Genomic DNA, 18462 nt, shown 5'->3' with positions numbered 1-18462 from the left:
CGCCGAAACGACGAGTGGAATCGGGCGCGCGGCAAACCGAATCCGCGCCCGGTCGCCAGCATGGGCGGGCTGGCCTATCATCCCGGATGAGCGCACAGACCTGCTTCGGTCCCCGCTCCGCTTATCCACAGGCAATGCGGCGGCGTTAACCGCTTTTCGTGGTAAAGCCGCTTTTCATCATCGAATCGAGCCTGCATAGTCCAGTTCTCGCCGCGCGGTGCGGCCTGGTTGGAGATTATTCTCGGTGAGCGCTCCTTTCCGGTTCCCCCGATTTTTCGTCACCAGCCCCAGCCCCTGCCCCTATTTGCCGGGTCGGCAGGAGCGAAAGGTCTTTACCGAACTGAATGGCGAGAACGCGGCCGAACTGAACGACGCGCTGGGGCAGATCGGCTTTCGCCGCAGCCAGTCCGTTGCCTATCGCCCGTCCTGCCCGAATTGCCAGGCCTGTGTTTCCGTCCGCGTGCGCGCCCGCGAGTTCCAGCCCAATGCCAGCCAGCGAAAGCTGCTGCGCCGGCATGACGATCTGGAGGTGACGGCGTGCCGTCCATGGGCGACGGAGGAGCAATATGCGCTGCTCCGCCGCTATCTGTCCGCCCGCCACCCGGTCGGCGGGATGAGCCAGATGGACGAGCATGACTATGCCGACATGGTCGAGCAAAGCCCGGTCAACAGCTATGTGATCGAATATCGCGAACCGTCGGTCGGCGGCACGCCGGGCCGGCTGGTCGGCGCGTGCATCACCGATCAGCAGGCGGATGGCCTGTCGATGATCTACAGCTTCTTTCTGGCCGATGACGACAGCCGCCCCGGCATGGGCACTTACATCATCCTCGACCATATCCTGCGCGCGCGGACGGTCGGCCTGCCCTATGTCTATCTCGGCTATTGGGTGAAGGGATCGGCCCGGATGGCGTACAAGGCGCGCTATCGCCCGATCGAGGCGCTTGGGCCCAATGGCTGGCGGCTGCTGCCCGACGATGCCGATACCGACATGGTCGCCACCCGACAGCGTGAATCCGCCTGACCAAAGGCATGGACGGGCCGGGAAACCCCCGGCCGCCGGTTATTGCTGCACGCCGCCCGCCACGATGCCGACGGTGGCAGGCTGAACCCCGTCCCCCTCGACCCGCACCGTGATCGTGCCCCGCGCGCCCGGTCTGGCACGGACGATGGCCAGCGCCATGCCGTTAAAGGCGCGGCGCTCCGCCGACTGGAACGGCACGAAACTGGTCGGATCGCCATTGTCGGTGGCAACCAGCTCGCCCGGTCCGGTGACCGTGACGCGCAGCGGGGTCATGGCGCGGGGCGCGACCTGACCGTCCTTGTCGAGCACCCGGACGGTGACGAACGACAGGTCCTTGCCATCCCCCGCGATCCGCGTGCGGTCCGCCTCTGCCGACAGCCGCGCGGGATCGCCGGTGGTCCGCCGCGTCGCGCTGGCCCATGGCTTGCCTTCTTTCCACGTTTCCACGCGGATTTCGCCGGGCTCATAGGTCACGAAATCCCAGCGAAAGCGATAGGCGAACGGCGCGCGCTTCAGCCGCCCCTGCGACTTGCCGTTGACGAACAGCTCCGCCTCGTCCGCGCTGGAAAAGACGTGGACCGGCGTCACCTGTCCCTCGCGCCCCGGCCAGCTCCAATGTGGCAGGATGTGCGCGAATTTCAGGTCGGGCTTCCACCGCGACAGATAGAGCCAATAGCGGTCCTTGGGGAAACCGGCGAGGTCAAGGATACCGGAATAGGAACTGCGCGCGCCATAATAGGGGGTCGGCTCCCCCAGATAATCGAACCCGGTCCACACGAACTCGCCCGCATTCCACGGATGCTGGTCATCGAGCGCCCAGACTCGATCGGCCGATGATCCGAAATCGGATGCGAACAGCTCATAGGCGCTGACCTGCTGGGTCACCGGATCGCCGCCCACGCCGGGGCGCACGCTGGCGCTGATCGCCCCCGGCACGGGGAACAGATATTCGCCGCGGCTGGACAGGGCCGACGCGCTTTCCGAATGCAGGATCGCCTTGTCGGGAAAACGCGCGCGGAAGGCCGGATACTGGCTGGGCAGCGTACGGATGCCGTGACCCTGATAATTGATGTTCAGCACATCGACGACGCCGGGCAGCGGCATGTCCGCCTTGGCAAAGTTCATTGCGCTGGTCGTCGGGCGGGTCAGGTCCTCCTCGCGCACGATCTGCACCAGCTTGCGGCCGATCGCCGCCCCTTCCTCGCCCGTATATTGCTCGCCCACCTCGTTGCCGACGCTCCACAGGACGATGCTGGGATGATTACGGTCGCGGCGCAGCATCGCGCGCAGGTCCGGCTCGTGCCAGTCGGGAAAGATCAGGTGGAAATCGAGCGGTGTCTTTTTCCGCTCCCAGCTGTCGAACACCTCGTCGATGACCAGAAAGCCCATCCGGTCGGTCAGCTCAAGCAGTTCCGGCGCAGGCGGATTATGGCTCATGCGGACAGCGTTGACGCCCATGTCGCGCAGCAATTCCAGCTGGCGTTCCGCCGCGCGCGTGTTGAACGCCGCGCCCAGCGCGCCAAGGTCATGGTGATTGTTCACCCCCTGAAACCGGACATGCTCACCATTGACGATGATGCCGCGATCGGGATCGAAGCGGATCGTTCGGATGCCGAAGCGGGTTTCCACCTCGTCCACCACACGCCCGCCCTGCATCACGCGCGTCACCGCGACATAGCGGTTCGGCACCTGGGTCGGCGGCGGCCCCCACAGGCGCGGCTTTACGATCACCGCAGACCCGTTGGCGGTCGCCTGACCATCGGCAGCGACGCGGATGGGCGCGCGCGCAATGCTGGCCACCGGCTTGCCGGTCCGCCGTCCCTGACCGTCCAGCGCATACAGCGTCGTCGCAACCTCTGCATCCGCCGGTCCTGCGCCATCATTGTCGATCGTCACGTCCAGTTTCACGGTGGCGCGCTCGGCGGACACTTCCGGCGTCGTGACGACCGTTCCCCAGTGCGCGACATGGACGGGGTCGGTCCTGGTCAGCCAGACGTTGCGATACAGGCCGCCGCCCGGATACCAGCGGGCACTTTCCGGCGGATTGTCGAGACGGATGGCAAGCTGGTTCGCCTCGCCAAACCGGACAAAGGGGGTCAGGTCCAGCCGATAGCTGTTATAACCATAGGGCCAGCCGCCGACGAGCCGACCGTTCAGCCACACCGTCGAATAGGACATCGCCCCGTCGATATCGAGGAAGATGGACTTGCCCCGGTCGCCGGCCGGTATGTCGAGGACGCGGCGATACCAGCCGATGCCCCAGCTGGGCAGGCGACCCATCCCGCCATAGGGGCCGGTTTCCAGGAACGGGCCGCTGATCGCCCAGTCGTGCGGCAGCGTGACGGATTGCCACTTGCTGTCGTCGAACCCGGCCCGGACATAGGGGTGGTCGCTGCCCGGATCGCCGGCAGGGCGGACATGGCGGCGGGCCGGATCGCGGATCAGGGCATTGGCGCTGGGCAGGATCCAGGGTTTCAGGATGCGGGCGTTGCGGGCATCAACGGCCACTGCCGCGTCGGGGCGCGCATCGGCCACCTTGCCGTCCGCGCTCTGGGTGACTTCGGGCCGGACATCGTATTCCAGGCCCGCGCCGCTGCCGGCCGGCTCGCCCTTTGCAAAGCGCCATCCGGTGTCGATCAGTACCCGGTCCCGCGCAATGGCCGGGCTGCACGTCACCGCCATCGCCAGCATCGTCACCAGGAGCGCCGCCCAATGGCGGATGATCGTTTTCGGCACCATGTCCTCCGAACCTTTGCAGACGGTCTGATCCGTCGAAACGAAAACAAAAATGGGCAGACCGCAAGCGATCTGCCCATCGAGGGGGAGGTTAAATCGGGAAGCGGTTTATTCGCGCCAGCACGTCAGAACCGTCCGCGAATGCCAACCAGGACGGTGCGACCCGGATTATATTCGTTGAAGGTGGCATTTTCGAACTGGAAGTAGGTGCTCTGCGCTTCCTTGGTGATGTTGATCACGTTGAGCGTCAGGGTCGGCAGATATTTGGCGCCGAAGACGGTGCCGAGATCGAGGTTGCCCGAAAAATCGAGCTGCCCGTAATCGCGGCCAAAGATCGCGGCGGCGGGAATGCCGTTCTGATTGAGGCCCGAACCCTGCGACCCTTCGTTGAAGGTGTAGGTCAGCCGGGCATCCAGGCCGCCGCCTTCATAATATCCGGTCAGCACATAGGTCATCGGCGCAACGCCCAGCGCAACCGCCGGCGCACCCGTGCCCGTTCCCTTCTGATCGATGATGGTCAGGTTGCCCTGAAAGCCGAAACCGTTGATTCCCGCCCAGTCGGTCAGGAAATCGAGCGGCTGGGTCAGCTGGAACTCCAGGCCGTTGACGATCAGCTTGCCGTCCGAATTGACCTGCTGCTGGATGACGATCGGCACGTCGCGCAGCGCCTGGCCCGGCGTGGCGCGCGCGGCGAGCGCGTCCCGCTGCGCCTGGGTCAGCGATTCGATGTTGATGCCGAACTGTTCCAGGAACGAGAAGGGCCGGTTGGTCAGGCCGTTGACGGTAAAGCCGGTGATCGACTTGCGGAACGCCGCCACCGCAATCACGCCTTCGCCGCCGGTGTAGTATTCCGCGCCCAGATCGATGTTGTTCGAGATGAACGGATCAAGCTCGTTATTGCCGACCGTGCCGATATCTGCCGATGGCTGGACGAAGCTGGCGCCCGGCAGCAGTGAATTGGGATCGGGCCGGGTCATGGTGCGCGACACCGATGCGCGCAGGACAAGGTCGCTGCCCACCTCGAACGCTGCACTCAGCGAGGGCAGGAAGTTCGAATAGACCGTCCGCGTCCGGGCAAAGTTGATCGTGTTGGGATACCGGCCGCCATCGGCAATCTGCGCACCGCCCGGCAGCGTGTTGCGCGGATCGGGCACGCTGATCCGGCCGCCCACAATCTGTTCGGTGCGGACATAGCGCAGGCCGCCGTTCAGCCGCAGGCGGTTTTCGCCGATATCGAAAATGCCGTTCAGCTCGGCAAAGGTGCCCGTCACCCGTTCGTCGATCAGGCCGCCATTCGCGCCGCTGCTGCCCGTGCCGGTTTCGCCGGCTGCCGCAAGCAGCGTGTCGTAATCGGTGTCCGCGCGGAACCGGTCCCAGTCGACGGTGACGAAGCCGTTCGTGCCGGGCCGCAGATAGCCGGGCACGGCCGCCGTCGGCACCCGCGATCCGGCATAGGTGATCGCCGGCTGACCCGCCGTGAAGTTGGTGCCATAGCCGGGAAATGCCGGAAATCCGGCCGGTGTCGCGCTGCCCGGCTGATTAAGGCCGGTGCAGGGCGTCGTGGACGTGTTCGGCGCGGGCAGATTGATGCTCGGTCCGTTGCCGCAAATGAGGTTCTGCCACGGACCGGTATTGTCGAACGGGGTGATCCGGCGGCTGGTTTCGTCATAGGCCGCCCCCACACGGGCGCTGAACCGGCTGGCATCGCCGAACAACAGGCTGCCACGAACGCCCTTTGTCTCCGTCCGGCGCTCTTCGCCGTTCAGGTTGACGCGGCCGCCGCCTGCCCAGCCGAAATTGGCGGGATTGTTCAGGTCGATATTGGTGCTGACGATCGGAATGCCGCCGGACGTGTTGTCATAGTCCACGGTCACGCCGCTGCTGGGGGGTGTGATGACCAGCACGGTCGGGCTTTCGCGGCGGAAATTGGACTTGGTGTAATTGGCCTGAAGATCGCCGCTGATCCAGTCGTTGACGGTGAATTCCATGCCGGGGTTCACGCCATAGAAATCGACCCAGTCCTTGTACGGCCGATATTCGAGGAAGAATTGCGCGTTGGCATAGGTGCCGCTGGTGACGACGCAGCCCGCCGTGCAATCTTCGCGATCATAGGTGGTGTTGAGCGGGATGGCCGCGCCGTTGCGCCCGACCCAGTTCATTGCTGTCCGCTCGAACTCGTTGGTGCGATAGCCATACATGCCGTCGACATAGAAGCGCAGGCTGTCACTCGGCCGCCATTCGATCGACGCGATCGCGTTTTCGCGGTTGCGGTCGCCGATTTCCGTGCGCGGACGGCTTAGCCGCGGGATGATCCCATTGTCGATCTGGGTGATCGACGCGCCGGGATTGTTGGCCAGCAGGAACGCCTGATCGATCACGGCACCCGGCGTCAGACCGTTTCCGGCATTGACCGGCACCGTCGCCGGAATGGTGAAATTGCCGCCGCCCGTGGAATTGCGGTTCGTCGCCGGATTTTGCGCCGCGGTCAGATTGGGGTTAGTGAAGCCGATCGTCTCATACCCGTTCACCTGAAACTTGTTGCGCACGATCGTGCCGCCGATCAGCACGCCGAAATTGCCGAAGGTCGCACTGGCCAGTGCATAACCGCGATAGCCCCAGTCATCCGTCGTGCTGACCTGGCTGGCCTGGATGCCATAGTTGAAATGGAAACCCGGATTGTCGAACGGGCGCGCCGAACGCAGGTTCACGGTGCCCGCAGCCCCGCCCTCGACCTGACCGGCCGTGGGCGATTTGCTGACGGTCAGCTGGGTAAACAATTCAGTGGGCAGCAGGTCGAGATCGACCTCGCGGTTCGTGCTCTGCGCATCAAAACGGACAGAGGCAACGGCGACCGGCGCGCCGTTCAGCAAGACGCGGGTGAAATTGGTGCCAAGGCCGCGAATGGCGACATTGGCGCCCTCGCCCGTCACCTCGCGCGTGATCGTCACGCCGGGGATGCGGTTCACCGATTCGGCGATGTTGGTATCCGGAAACTTGCCGATGTCTTCGGCAAAGATGCTGTCGGTAAATCCGACCGCCTCGCGCTTGGCCCGCACCTGGCTCTGCAGCGACTGGCGAAAACCGGTCACCAGGATGTCCTCGCCTGCCTCAGCCGGCGCGGCCGGATCGACTTCGGGTGTCGCGGGCTGGCTCTGGGCAGACTGGTCTGCCGGTGATGCAGCATCTTGGGCCAGTGCAGGCCAGGCACAGCCAGCCATCAGGATTGCGGAAAGTGCGGCGCCCCGGCGCAGCGCAAACGAAGTGCGTGTCATGGTCCTCTCCCTGTCCCTGCGATCTTCCCCAATCTTACGCCGGGATGTTCGCGGTAACATAACAAGAATATCATTTTGCAGTCCGTGTCAATTCTGCAATGTTCACGGGAACAATCTTTCGCACCGGCGGAGCCGCCGAGTATTGAACAAGCCCGCGAATGCGGCGGGATGGGGAGGAAGGATGAGCGACGGCGATCAGTCCGCGGCGGCGGGTCGCATGGCAACAATGCGGGATGTTGCCCGTCATGCCGGTGTATCGCACATGACCGTGTCACGCGTGATCAACGGCGATCGGGCAGTGCGTCCGCAAACCCGCGAACTGGTTGAAAAGGCGATCCGGGAACTGCGTTTTGCCCCGAATGAGGCGGCGCGTGCCCTGTCCAGTGCCGTTCCCGCCCGGATTGCCCTGCTCCACCGTTTCCCCAATGCAGGGTCACTGGGCAATTACCTTGTGCATCTGCTGCAGGCGGCAACCCGCGCCCATGCGAGCATGGTGGTGCATGAGGTGCCGGAGGGCGGACAGGCCGAAACGATCGTCGAACTGCGACAGGACGGCATCCGGGGCGTGATCCTTGCCCCACCCATGGGCAACGACCGCACCCTGATCGACGGGTTGCGGCAGGAGGGGCTGGCCGTCATCGCCACCGGGTCGATCCATGCCGAAAGCGGCCTGGCCAGCGTCGGCATCGACGACCGCGCAGCGGCACGGGCGATGACGGCCCATCTGCTGGGTCTGGGCCATCGCCGGATCGGGATCATCACCGGCCGGCCGAACCATGCATCGTCGCAATGCCGGCTGGACGGGTATCGCGATGCGCTCGCGGCCGCCGGGATTGCCGTCGATCCGCACTGGATCGCACAGGGCCTTTATACTTATCAATCCGGCCTTGCCGCTGCAGAGGCACTGCTGTCGCTGGCTGAACCGCCGACCGCCATTTTCGCCAGCAACGACGACATGGCGGCGGCGGCCATGGCGGTGGCGCATCGCATGGGCCTGGATGTGCCGGCGGACCTGTCCGTTTGCGGATTCGATGATACGCCGCTCGCCTCCACCATCTGGCCGGCACTGACGACGATTCGCCAACCGAACGAGGCGCTGACCCAGCGGGCGTTCGACATGATCATGCAGCGGGTCGGCGGCGGTGTGGCGGATGAGGGGGAGCGGGTGGAACTGGACCATCTGCTGGTGCGTCGCCAGTCGGACGGCCCCCCGGCACCCTGAACAGACCAAGGGCGGCCCGAACCGGACCGCCCTTGCCTGTGCTGCGCCTGGGCGACGGGGATCAGCCCCGGCGGCCGTCGCGATCCAGCCGTTCGTACCGGATGCGCTGCGACAGCCCGTCGAAGCGGCGGTCGAGATCGCGCCGTTCCGCGACGGTCAGGCCGCGCCCGCTGCGCCGATACTGCGCCTCCAGCCGGGCAAGCTGGCCGAACTGCGCACGCAGGCTGTTCGCTTCGCGGGCGCTGATCGCGCCGCGCCGCTGCGCGGTGCTGATGCGTGCGTACAGGTTCGCCTGACGCTGGTTGATGCTCTGCCACCCGTTGGCGTCATAACGCACTGCCTGGGGGTGCGGGCGATAGGACTGGGCCTGCGCTGCGGCAGGCAGGGCGGCCGTGGCGATACCAAGGCCAGCGGCGATCAGGATCAGTTTCTTCATGGCTCGTCTCCTCATGCGACCTTGTGGTCGAGAGGCAATCTGGCCCGGCCCTGTCGCCAGCGTGTGTCAGCGACAGGGCAATCTTGTCCGCAATTGTCGCAAGCCCGCGACGATCGTTCAGGAACGGGGCATTACCCCTCTGCAAACACGCCGCACGCAATCCGGCCGCCGCTGTTGCCGGACGGGTCGGTCTTCATGTCATCCGGCCCGGCATGGACGACGAATGCCGATCCGTCGGCATCCATGATCGCAGCCAGCGTCGCGCCGGGCAGGGTATAGTTCAGCGTGCCCTTCCCATCCGCACCGATCAGCAGGTTGGGCAGATCGCCGGCATGGGATCCGGCGGGGTTGTCCAGCCCGTGCTGACGCCCGGCCGGGTTCCAGTGCCCGCCCGCCGTGGTGAAATCGGGGGCGTCGCACTTGCCGACGGTGTGGACGTGCACGCCATGCGTGCCCTGCGGCATGTTCATCGCCTCGATCGTCATCACCACGCCATCGGTTGCAGCCGTCGCCGTCACCGTGCCGACCGGCGCATTGGTCCCCGTGCGCAGGCTGGCGCTCAGCACCTGCGCGCCGGCGGGCGCGGCCGGGGCCATCGGTGCCGAAGCCGTCTGGCTGGTCGCGGTACAGGCGGACAGCGCCATCGCGCCTGCCGCCAATGCAAAAATCGCCCTGTTCATCGCCTGTCGCTCCTGTTCGCTTGTTGCCATTCGTTAATGAACGATCGACGCGTCGGTTCCGGCCGCGCTTGCCGTCATCGGCCCCGCAACCAGCAGCGGATCGATCCGAGCATCGCCCCATTTCATGCCCCAGTGCAGGTGCGGCCCGGTCGACCGCCCGGTCGTCCCGATCGCCCCGATCACCTGCCCCTGCCGCACGCGCTGCCCCGCCCGGACATCGATGCGCGACAGGTGAAGGAACGCGCTGTTCAATCCCATGCCGTGGTCCAGCATCAACAGATTGCCCTCCAGCGTAAAGGGCGCCTCTGCCGCCAGGACGACGACGCCGTCGGCAGGGGCAATGATGGGCGTGCCCGTCGGCCGCGCCACATCGACGCCGCCATGATAGGCCCCCGGCTCACCGCGATAGATGCGCTGGGCACCGAACAGGCCGGATATCCGCCCGGTCACTGGCCAGACAAAGGATTGCCGCCAGCCCTGACTGTCCGAACCGATATTCCGCGCCGCCTCGATCCGCGCCAGTTCGCCCGGTCGCCGCGCCTGAAACTCGGCACTGGGCTGGCTGAACCGCGGCAGGCTGTTCAGCCGCTCGATCCGCCATTCGCGCCGGTCGATGGCCAGCGTCTCGCCGATGCGGCGGCCATCGGCCAGCACCGCGGTCAGCGACACCTGTATCGGCGCGTCGCGGTCAAACGCGATCAGGAACCGGCCATCGGCAGCGATGGGGACCGGCACGTCGCCCAGCATCAGCGACGCGGTGCCGCGTGGTGCCTTTCCACGCACGATGCCGCCCTGCACGATCCGGCCGTCGAGAACGAAGCCGTCGACCGGACGGACTGTCTGCGCCTGCGCCACGGCGACTCCGCCCAGCATGGCGGGCACCAACATCCAGGCAGCGGCAGCGCGCCAGCCATTGCGGCCCGGCATCAGTGCGACAGGGCCTCCGTCGCCAGTTCGGCGCTGGCATAGGGCTCCTGCCGCTCCACGCTCCAGTAGCGCAGTTCATCCAGCGGGATTGCCGCACCGGAACGGGCGCACAGCACATGGTCGCCATTGGCCAGCACACGAAACCCGTTGGCCATGTAATGCAGTTTGGCGAGGCGACGGGTGTTCGACATCAACATGGGGTCTGGCTTTCCTGATCGGCGGTCACAACAGGCTGGGCTGTTCGGGCTTTGCATCAGGATAGGGCTTGCCGCCGCCGCGCTCAACCCGCGCATCGACATCGCCGTCGCCGAAATGCAGCACCAGCGCGCCCGCCGCCCGCGCTGCCTCTGCCGTCACCACCGGCCGGTCGCCGATCCGGGCGCTGACGCGGACATAGCCTTTTTTCAGCAGATTGTCGGGATTGGCCGCATCCAGCAGGCGCGACAGCGCGTCCAGCCGCTGACGGTCGGCGGCAATGCGCCGTTCGATCACCTGCGGCGTCATGCGGCGGGTCAGCGCGTCCAGCCGCTCGCCCGCCAGCGTCGCCTTGCGCGCCAGCACGTCCGGGCGCAGCCGCGCGTCGAACTGATCCAGCCGCCGCCGGGCCAGCGTGATCCGCCGTTCCAGCCCCAGCCCCAACCGCTGCCCCGCCTCGTCCAGCCGCTGACGCTGCGGGCTGAGCAGCAGGTCGGGCCTGGGCATCAGCCGGGCGATCGCAGCCAGTCGCTCGCCCGCCCGCTCGGCATAGCGCCGGGCCAGCCGCTCCGCCCGCGCGCCCAGACCGTCGATGGTCAACCGTACCTCGGCCCGCACCGGCACTGCCATTTCGGCAGCGGCCGTGGGCGTGGGCGCGCGCCGGTCGGCGGCATAATCGGCCAGCGTCGTGTCCGTTTCATGCCCCACGGCGGAAATGGTCGGGATCGAACATTCCGCGATGGCGCGAACCACCGCTTCCTCGTTGAACGCCCACAGATCCTCGATCGACCCGCCGCCGCGCGCGACGATCAACAGGTCGGGACGCGGCACCGGCCCGCCGGGCGTCAGCGCGTCGAACCCCCGGATCGCCGCCGCCACCTGTCGCGCCGCGCCATCGCCCTGCACCAGCACGGGCCAGACGACGACTTGGCTGGGCCAGCGATCCGCCAGCCGGTGCAGGATATCGCGGATTACTGCGCCGGTGGGCGATGTGACGACCCCGATGACGCCCGGCAGATAGGGCATGGGCGCCCGCGCCTTGCCCTTGGCGAACAGGCCCTCCGCCTCAAACCGCGCCTTGTTCCGCTCCAGCAGCGCCATCAGCGCGCCCTCGCCCGCCAGTTCCAGCCGGTCGATCACGATCTGGTATTTCGACCGCCCCGGATAGGTGGTGATCTTGCCGGTCGCCACCACCTCCAGCCCGTCCTGCGGCGCGAACGGAATGGCGGCCGCCGCGCCCTTCCAGATCACGGCGTCGATGACGGCATTCTCGTCCTTTAGCGCCAGATAGACGTGGCCCGACGCCGCCCGCTTGTAGCCGGAGATTTCGCCGCGCAGCCGCACCTGCCCGAACTCGCGCTCCACCATCCGCTTGAGCCGGCCCGACAGTTCGGACACGCTTTCGGGCGCAGCGTTGTCGCCGGGGGTGCTTTGGGCTAGCAGCCGCCCGGATTGGGATTCATCGGAAAAGGGATCGGGCATGAACGTCCTGCTGGTCGGCTCTGGGGGGCGGGAACACGCGCTGGCGTGGAAACTCGCCCAGTCGCCATCCTTATCGACGCTTTATGCGGCGCCCGGCAACCCCGGCATTGCCGATCATGCGACCTGCGTTGCGCTGAACGTCGCCGATCATACCGCCGTCATCGCATTCTGTGCGCAGCACGGCATCACGTTCGTGGTCATCGGGCCGGAAGCGCCGCTGGTCGACGGCCTGGGCGATGCCCTGCGCGCGGCGGGGATCGGCGTGTTCGGCCCGGATGCCGCCGCAGCACAGCTTGAAGGGTCAAAGGGATTTACCAAGGACCTGTGCGCCCGCGCGGACATCCCGACCGCAGGCTATGTCCGCGTGACGTCGCTGGATGCTGCCCGCGCGGCGCTGGCGGATTTCGGCCTGCCCGTGGTGATCAAGGCGGACGGACTGGCCGCGGGCAAGGGCGTGACCATTGCAGAAACGGTAGTGGATGCGGACGCGGCGCTGACCGCCCTGTTCGCCGAGCCGGGCGGCGAGGCGGTGATCGAACAGTTCCTGACGGGAGAGGAAGCCAGCCTGTTCGTGCTGACCGACGGCACCTCCATCCTGCCGATCGGGTCGGCGCAGGATCACAAACGGGTCGGCGATGGCGACACCGGCCCCAATACCGGCGGCATGGGCGCATACAGCCCCGCCCGCGTGCTGACGCCGGAGCTGGAGGCGCTGGCCATCGACCGGATCGTCAGGCCGACCGTGGCGGCGATGGCGGCGGACGGCGTGCCGTTCAAGGGCGTGCTCTATGCCGGGCTGATGCTGACCGACACCGGCCCGCAGCTGATCGAATATAATGCCCGGTTCGGCGACCCGGAATGTCAGGTACTGATGATGCGGCTGGAGAGCGACCTGCTCGACCTGATGATCGCCACCGATCGCGGCACGCTTGGCTATCTGCCCCCCGCGCGGTTCAATGACCGTACCGCGCTGACCGTGGTAATGGCCGCCAATGGCTATCCCGGCACCCCGGAAAAGGGCGGCCGCATCACCGGCATAGAAGCCGCCGAGGCCGAGGGGACCAAGGTGTTCCATGCCGGCACTGCGATGACCGATGACGGGCTGGTCGCCAATGGCGGCCGCGTGCTTGCCGTCACCGCGCTTGGCACCACCGTCGCCGAGGCGCAGGCCACCGCCTATCGCGGCGTCGACGCGCTGGATTTCCCCAGCGGCTTTGCCCGCCGCGACATTGGCTGGCGCGAGGTTGCACGGGAGGGGCGCTGACGCACGGTACCTCGACTTTGCCGGTCGTGCGCGGATAGGATGATCGCCATGGCGCTGCCCAAGCTCTTCCTGCTATTCGCGGCCTTTGCGCTGGCGGGACCGGCGGTTCAGGTGCCGCAGCGCGACATCGATCCGCCCGTCTGGGTCGTGCGCGATGCCGATACGACCCTTTATCTGTTCGGGACGGTTCACTGGCTGAAACCGGAACTCGCCTGGTTCAATGACGAGGTGGCGGCGGCGTTCAACGCGTCGGACGAGGTGGTGATGGAGCTGGCACCGGGCGCGCAGGCGGCGGCGCGCGGGGAATTCCAGCGGCTCAGCACCCTGCCCGACGGCACGCCCGCCCTGCCCGACCGGCTGCCCCCCGGCTATGCCGTCAAGTTGCGGGCCGCACTGAAGCGGGTCGGCTATCCAGAAACCGCGTTCGATCGCACCGCGCCATGGCTGGCGGCGACCAGCCTGTCGGTGCTGCCGCTGCGCGAGCTTGGCTATGACGAGGCGCTGGGCGTCGAGCGCGTGCTGGTCCGCGCCGCCGAGCGCGCGGGAAAGCCGGTCAGCGGGCTGGAACAGCCAACCGACCAATACGCCATCTTTGCCGGGTTGAGCGAGCCGGACCAGATCGCGATGCTGACCCGCATCCTCGACAATCAGGCGACGGTGCATCAGGGGACGGAACGCGCCGTCGCCGCCTGGTCCAGCGCCGACACTGTCGACATGGCCGCCGTCCTTGCCGAGGATCAGGCCAAATCGCCGAAAGCGCTGACCGACCCTCTGGTCGGCGCCCGCAATCGCCGCTGGGCCGAATGGGTCCGCGCGCGGCTGAACCGGCCGGGCGTTGTGTTCATGGCGGTGGGCTCTGGCCATCTGGCCGGACCGGGCAGCGTGCAGGCGGAACTGGAGCGGATGGGGCTGAAGGTGGATCGGCTTCGCCCCTGACGCCCCCTGCCCCGCCTTGCCTTCGCGCCCGCTTTCCGCTAACGGCCCGCGCTTGCCGCGTGCAGGGTCATCCCTGGAGGCCTGCCCGGTGAAACTGGACTGAACTTTTAGCGCAAAACGGAGACGACATATGAGCGACGTGCTCAACCTGTCGGCCGAGACGCGCGAGCGGGTTGGCAAGGGAGCCTCCCGCGCGCTTCGTCGTGAAGGCCGCGTGCCCGCCGTGATCTACGGCAACAAGCAAGAACCCACCGCGATCAGCCTGAATGAGCGCGAGCTGATGAAGGCGCTGATGACCGGCCACTTCATGAACTCGGTCATCATGGTCGATGTCGGTGGCAAGGCGGTTCGCACGCTGCCCAAGGACGTGACGCTCGACGTGGTGATGGATCGCCCCGTCCATGTCGATTTCCTGCGCATTTCCAAGCACGCCACCGTGACCGTTGCCGTTCCGGTGACCTTCACCGACGAAGAACTGGCCCCCGGCATCAAGAAGGGCGGCGTGCTGAACGTCGTTCGCCACGAGCTGGAACTGGTCGTCGACGCATCCGAAATCCCGGAAAGCATCGAAGTGTCGCTGAAGGGCCTGGACGTGGGCGAATCGCTCCACATCTCCGCCGTCACGCTGCCCAAGGGCGCGGAAAGCGCGATCTCCGACCGCGACTTCACCATCGCCACCATCGCAGCGCCGACCGCCCTGGTCGACGAGCAGGAAGAAGCTGCCGCGGAAGCGGAAGCCGGCGCTGATGCCGACGCCAAGGACGAAGCGTCCGACGCCGAATAAGTCAAACCGTTACCCCGGCGAAGGCTTTGGCTTTCGCCGGGATGACGTGACGGAGCGACATGATGCAGCTGTGGGTTGGCCTCGGCAATCCGGGCGCTCAATATGCGATGCACCGGCACAATGTCGGGTTCATGGCGATGGACGCCATTGCCGAAGTGCATGGCTTTGGCCCGCCGCGCCAGCAATTCCGGGGCTGGACGCAGGAAGGTCGGATCGGCAGCGACAAGCTGATCCTGCTGAAACCCGGTACCTTCATGAACGAAAGCGGCCGTGCGGTCCGCGCGGCGCTGGATTTCTACAAGCTCGCGCCGGGCGACGTGACCGTGTTCCACGACGAACTCGACCTGGCGCCGTTCAAGGTCAAGGTAAAGGTCGGCGGCGGCACGGCCGGGCATAACGGCCTTCGATCCACCGACCAGCATATCGGCCCGGATTTCCGACGCGTCCGCATCGGCATCGGCCATCCGGGGCACAAGGACCGCGTGACCGGCCATGTCCTTGGCAATTACGCCAAGGCCGAGATCGAGCCGCTGTCCGACATGCTTGGCGCCATCGCGGCAGAGGCGCCGTGGCTGGCCGCACGGGACGATGTGCGGTTCATGAACGATGTCGCGCTGCGGCTTCAGCCCTGAGCGATGCGATGCTGGCCGCTCGACTTCGCGCGGCACGACCGGCATGACGGTGAAACGATGACTGATCCTTCACGCCTGCTGCCCACGCGCCGCGACCTGTTGTCGGGCACCGCCACCGCCGCGGCGATGCTGGCCCTGCCCGCCGCCCCCCTTGCCGCACAGGAACCGGCAGCGCGGACGCTGTGCAATCCGGCCGCCACGCCCCGCGCGCGCGCCGTCTATGCCTATCTCTGGTCGATCTACGGCAAGCGGACGCTGACCGGACAGCAGGAAAGTTTCTGGCTGCCCGAAGGGCCGACCTTCGAACTCGATTATCTGCGCCGCACGACGGGGCAACTGCCCGCGATCCTGGGCCTCGACTATATCGAGCCGGCGGACTTCGCCAATGTGAACGACCGCGCGACCCGCTGGTTCGATGGCGGCGGCCTGCCCAGCATCTGCTGGCACTGGGGCGCGCCCGATCAGGGCACCGGGTACGACAATTCGAAAAAGCCGTTCGACCTGCCCGCCGCGATGCGCGCCGGCACCCCCCAGAACCGGGCGATGATGCGCGACATCGATCAGATCGCCGATCAGCTGACCGTGCTGCGCGATCGCAACATCCCCGTGTTGTGGCGGCCGCTGCACGAATTTTCGGGCGACTGGTTCTGGTGGGGCAAATGGGGCCCGGCGCGGTTCCGCGCGCTATGGGCGCTGATCTTTGACCATTTCACCCGGGTTCGCGGGCTGAACAACCTGATCTGGGTGCTGGGCTATGCGGGCCAGAATATCGATCCAGCCTATTATCCCGGCCGGTCGATGGTCGATATCGCCGGGGCCGACCTGTATGTCGATCATCACGGCCCGCTGGCCGACATGTTCGGCGCGGTAAAGGCGATCGTGGGGACCAGCGTGCCGATCTGCCTGCATGAAAACGGGCCGATTCCCGATCCGGCCGGGCTGGGGCCACAGGCCGACTGGCTCTGGTTTCTCACCTGGCACACCCGCTGGCTGACCGAGCCGGACCAGAACGCGCCAGAAGGGCTGAAGGCCGCCTACGCGTCCGATCGCTATGTCACCCTGTCCGAACTGCCGGACCTAAAGGGCTGATATGCCGAGCCGCAACCTCTTCGCGACCCGTTTCTATGAAGGCACGCTGGCCGACGCGGCACTGCTCGCCGATCTTGAGGACTGCGCGCTTGCGCTGGCGGCGGAGGATCGGGCGGGCCAACGGTGGAGCCGGGACCATGGCTATCGCGGCTATACCAGCTATGCCTCGCTCAACGATCTGCCGCTGCGCGATCCGGCGATTGCCGATCTGGTCCGCCACCTCAATCGCCACGTCGCCGCCTTTGCATCCGACTGCGCATTCGACCTTGGCGGAAAGCGGCTGAGGCTCGACAGCCTGTGGGTCAATGTGATGAAGCCAGGCGCGACGCATAGCGGCCATATCCACCCGCACAGCGTGGTCAGCGGCACCGTCTATATCGCCGTGCCGCCGGGTGCGGGCGCGCTGAAGCTGGAGGATCCGCGCCTTGGCCTGATGATGGCCGCGCCGACCCGCATGGCCGATGCCGAAGAGGCGCTGCAACCCTTTGTCTATGCTCAGCCCCGCGCCGGGACCGTGTTCCTTTGGGAAAGCTGGCTGCGGCACGAGGTGATGCCCCATGCGGGCAAGGGCGAGCGGATCAGCATCAGCTTCAATTATCGCCGCTGATCCCGCCCCCTTCCCTTCCCGACCCATGCAGCTTAAGGGCGCGGGCCAGATTTCCTTTATCCCCCGGAGTATCCCATGGGCTTTCGCTGCGGCATTGTCGGCCTTCCCAATGTCGGCAAATCCACGCTGTTCAATGCGCTGACCGAAACGGCGGCAGCACAGGCGGCGAATTACCCGTTCTGCACGATCGAGCCGAATGTCGGCAATGTCGCGGTGCCGGACGAGCGGCTTCAGAAACTGGCCGCCATCGCCAGTTCGGCCAAGATCATCGAAACGCAGCTCGGCTTTGTCGACATTGCGGGCCTGGTCCGCGGGGCAAGCAAGGGCGAGGGGCTGGGCAACCAGTTCCTGGGCAACATCCGCGAGGTGGACGCGATCGTCCATGTCCTTCGCTGTTTCGAGAATGACGATATCCAGCACGTCGACAACCGCGTCGATCCCATTGCGGATGCCGAAACGGTGGAAACCGAACTGATGCTGGCCGATCTGGAATCGCTGGAAAAGCGCGTGCCCAATTTTCAGAAAAAGGCAGCGCAGGGCGACAAGGAGGCCAAGGTCGCGGCATCCGTGCTGGGCCAGGCGCTGGACCTGCTGCGCGATGGCAAGCCCGCCCGGCTGACCCAGCCCAAGGATGCGGACGAAGCGCGCGTGTTCGCGCAGGCGCAGCTGCTGACCGCCAAGCCCGTCCTCTATGTCTGCAACGTCAATGAAGAGGATGCAGCGGACGGCAACGCCCTGTCGGCCAAGGTGTTCGAAAAGGCGAAGGCAGAGGGCGCAGAGGCGGTCGTCGTTTCCGCCGCGATCGAGGCGGATATCGCCACCATGCCTGCCGAGGACCGCGCCGAGTTTCTGGCCGAGCTTGGCCTTACCGAAACCGGCCTCGCCCGCGTGATCCGCGCCGGATATAGCCTGCTCCACCTGCTGACCTTCTTTACCGTGGGGCCAAAGGAAGCACGGGCCTGGACCGTCGAGGCAGGGGCCAAGGCCCCGCAGGCCGCCGGCGCGATCCACACCGATTTCGAACGCGGCTTCATCCGCGCCGAAACCATCGCATTCGACGACTATGTCCAGTTCAAGGGCGAGGCTGGCGCACGCGATGCGGGCAAGCTGCGCGCCGAGGGCAAGGAATATGTCGTCAAGGACGGCGACGTGATGCTGTTCCGCTTCAACGTCTAG

16 protein-coding genes are annotated in these 18462 nt (G+C 66.4%); 9 read left to right on the top strand and 7 right to left on the bottom strand.

Annotation, left to right across the window (positions count from 1 at the left end; all coding sequences use genetic code 11):
- Positions 1-244 precede the first annotated feature (244 nt).
- Positions 245-1024 (top strand): arginyltransferase, encoded by a 780-nt coding sequence (locus ACNI3Q_RS13035; protein WP_426277341.1) that lies wholly within the window; start codon positions 245-247, stop codon positions 1022-1024.
- Between the two features lie 39 nt (positions 1025-1063).
- On the opposite strand, the gene galB is transcribed toward ACNI3Q_RS13035, so the two are convergent.
- Together galB and ACNI3Q_RS13025 are read right to left on the bottom strand one after the other, a co-directional pair.
- A complete protein-coding gene (galB, locus tag ACNI3Q_RS13030) occupies positions 1064-3763 on the bottom strand; it encodes a beta-galactosidase GalB (protein ID WP_426277339.1) in 2700 nt (899 codons plus the stop codon).
- Positions 3764-3885: 122 nt separating this feature from the next.
- Positions 3886-7032: a TonB-dependent receptor gene (locus tag ACNI3Q_RS13025; RefSeq protein ID WP_426277337.1), complete on the bottom strand. Its 3147-nt coding sequence runs from the start codon at positions 7030-7032 to the stop codon at positions 3886-3888.
- A 181-nt stretch (positions 7033-7213) separates the two neighbouring features.
- Here ACNI3Q_RS13025 and ACNI3Q_RS13020 point away from each other — a divergent pair, with 181 nt between their 5' ends.
- On the top strand, positions 7214-8254 hold the full coding sequence (locus tag ACNI3Q_RS13020) for a LacI family DNA-binding transcriptional regulator (RefSeq protein WP_426277335.1): 1041 nt from the start codon (positions 7214-7216) through the stop codon (positions 8252-8254).
- Between the two features lie 61 nt (positions 8255-8315).
- Here the strand turns inward: ACNI3Q_RS13020 and ACNI3Q_RS13015 are convergent, their stop codons facing one another.
- The 5 genes from ACNI3Q_RS13015 to xseA form a co-directional block, all read right to left on the bottom strand.
- Positions 8316-8690, bottom strand: coding sequence for a hypothetical protein (locus tag ACNI3Q_RS13015; RefSeq protein WP_426277333.1), 375 nt, complete (start codon positions 8688-8690; stop codon positions 8316-8318).
- 131 nt (positions 8691-8821) lie between these two features.
- Positions 8822-9370 (bottom strand): superoxide dismutase family protein, encoded by a 549-nt coding sequence (locus ACNI3Q_RS13010; protein WP_426277331.1) that lies wholly within the window; start codon positions 9368-9370, stop codon positions 8822-8824.
- A 33-nt stretch (positions 9371-9403) separates the two neighbouring features.
- Positions 9404-10297 (bottom strand): M23 family metallopeptidase, encoded by an 894-nt coding sequence (locus ACNI3Q_RS13005; RefSeq protein WP_426277329.1) that lies wholly within the window; start codon positions 10295-10297, stop codon positions 9404-9406.
- A complete protein-coding gene (locus ACNI3Q_RS13000; protein WP_426277327.1) occupies positions 10297-10494 on the bottom strand; it encodes a DUF2093 domain-containing protein in 198 nt (65 codons plus the stop codon). Before ACNI3Q_RS13000 ends, ACNI3Q_RS13005 begins: the two co-directional genes overlap by 1 nt.
- A 25-nt stretch (positions 10495-10519) precedes the next feature.
- Positions 10520-11974: an exodeoxyribonuclease VII large subunit gene (xseA, locus tag ACNI3Q_RS12995; protein ID WP_426277325.1), complete on the bottom strand. Its 1455-nt coding sequence runs from the start codon at positions 11972-11974 to the stop codon at positions 10520-10522.
- On the opposite strand from xseA, the gene purD reads away from it, so the two are divergent.
- From purD to ychF, 7 genes are all read left to right on the top strand, one after another.
- On the top strand, positions 11973-13238 hold the full coding sequence (gene purD / locus ACNI3Q_RS12990; RefSeq protein ID WP_426277323.1) for a phosphoribosylamine--glycine ligase: 1266 nt from the start codon (positions 11973-11975) through the stop codon (positions 13236-13238). The genes xseA and purD overlap by 2 nt on opposite strands.
- Positions 13239-13286: 48 nt before the next feature.
- The gene (locus ACNI3Q_RS12985; RefSeq protein ID WP_426277321.1) at positions 13287-14174 is read left to right on the top strand and encodes a TraB/GumN family protein; all 888 of its coding nucleotides are present in this window, start codon (positions 13287-13289) and stop codon (positions 14172-14174) included.
- Between the two features lie 130 nt (positions 14175-14304).
- A complete protein-coding gene (locus ACNI3Q_RS12980; protein ID WP_426277319.1) occupies positions 14305-14958 on the top strand; it encodes a 50S ribosomal protein L25/general stress protein Ctc in 654 nt (217 codons plus the stop codon).
- Positions 14959-15020: 62 nt separating this feature from the next.
- A complete protein-coding gene (gene pth, locus ACNI3Q_RS12975; protein WP_426277595.1) occupies positions 15021-15590 on the top strand; it encodes an aminoacyl-tRNA hydrolase in 570 nt (189 codons plus the stop codon).
- Between the two features lie 57 nt (positions 15591-15647).
- On the top strand, positions 15648-16679 hold the full coding sequence (locus tag ACNI3Q_RS12970) for a glycosyl hydrolase (RefSeq protein WP_426277317.1): 1032 nt from the start codon (positions 15648-15650) through the stop codon (positions 16677-16679).
- A gap of 1 nt (position 16680) precedes the next feature.
- Positions 16681-17286 (top strand): TIGR02466 family protein, encoded by a 606-nt coding sequence (locus ACNI3Q_RS12965; RefSeq protein WP_426277315.1) that lies wholly within the window; start codon positions 16681-16683, stop codon positions 17284-17286.
- A 75-nt stretch (positions 17287-17361) separates the two neighbouring features.
- Complete coding sequence (ychF, locus tag ACNI3Q_RS12960) at positions 17362-18462, top strand: redox-regulated ATPase YchF (RefSeq protein WP_426277313.1); 1101 nt, start codon at positions 17362-17364, stop codon at positions 18460-18462.

The sequence above is a fragment of the Sphingomonas eleionomae genome (assembly GCF_049889035.1).
Taxonomy (GTDB): Bacteria; Pseudomonadota; Alphaproteobacteria; order Sphingomonadales; family Sphingomonadaceae; genus Sphingomonas.
The sequence above is the reverse complement of the archived record's forward strand: the minus strand, read 5'-3'. Positions and strand labels throughout refer to the sequence as shown.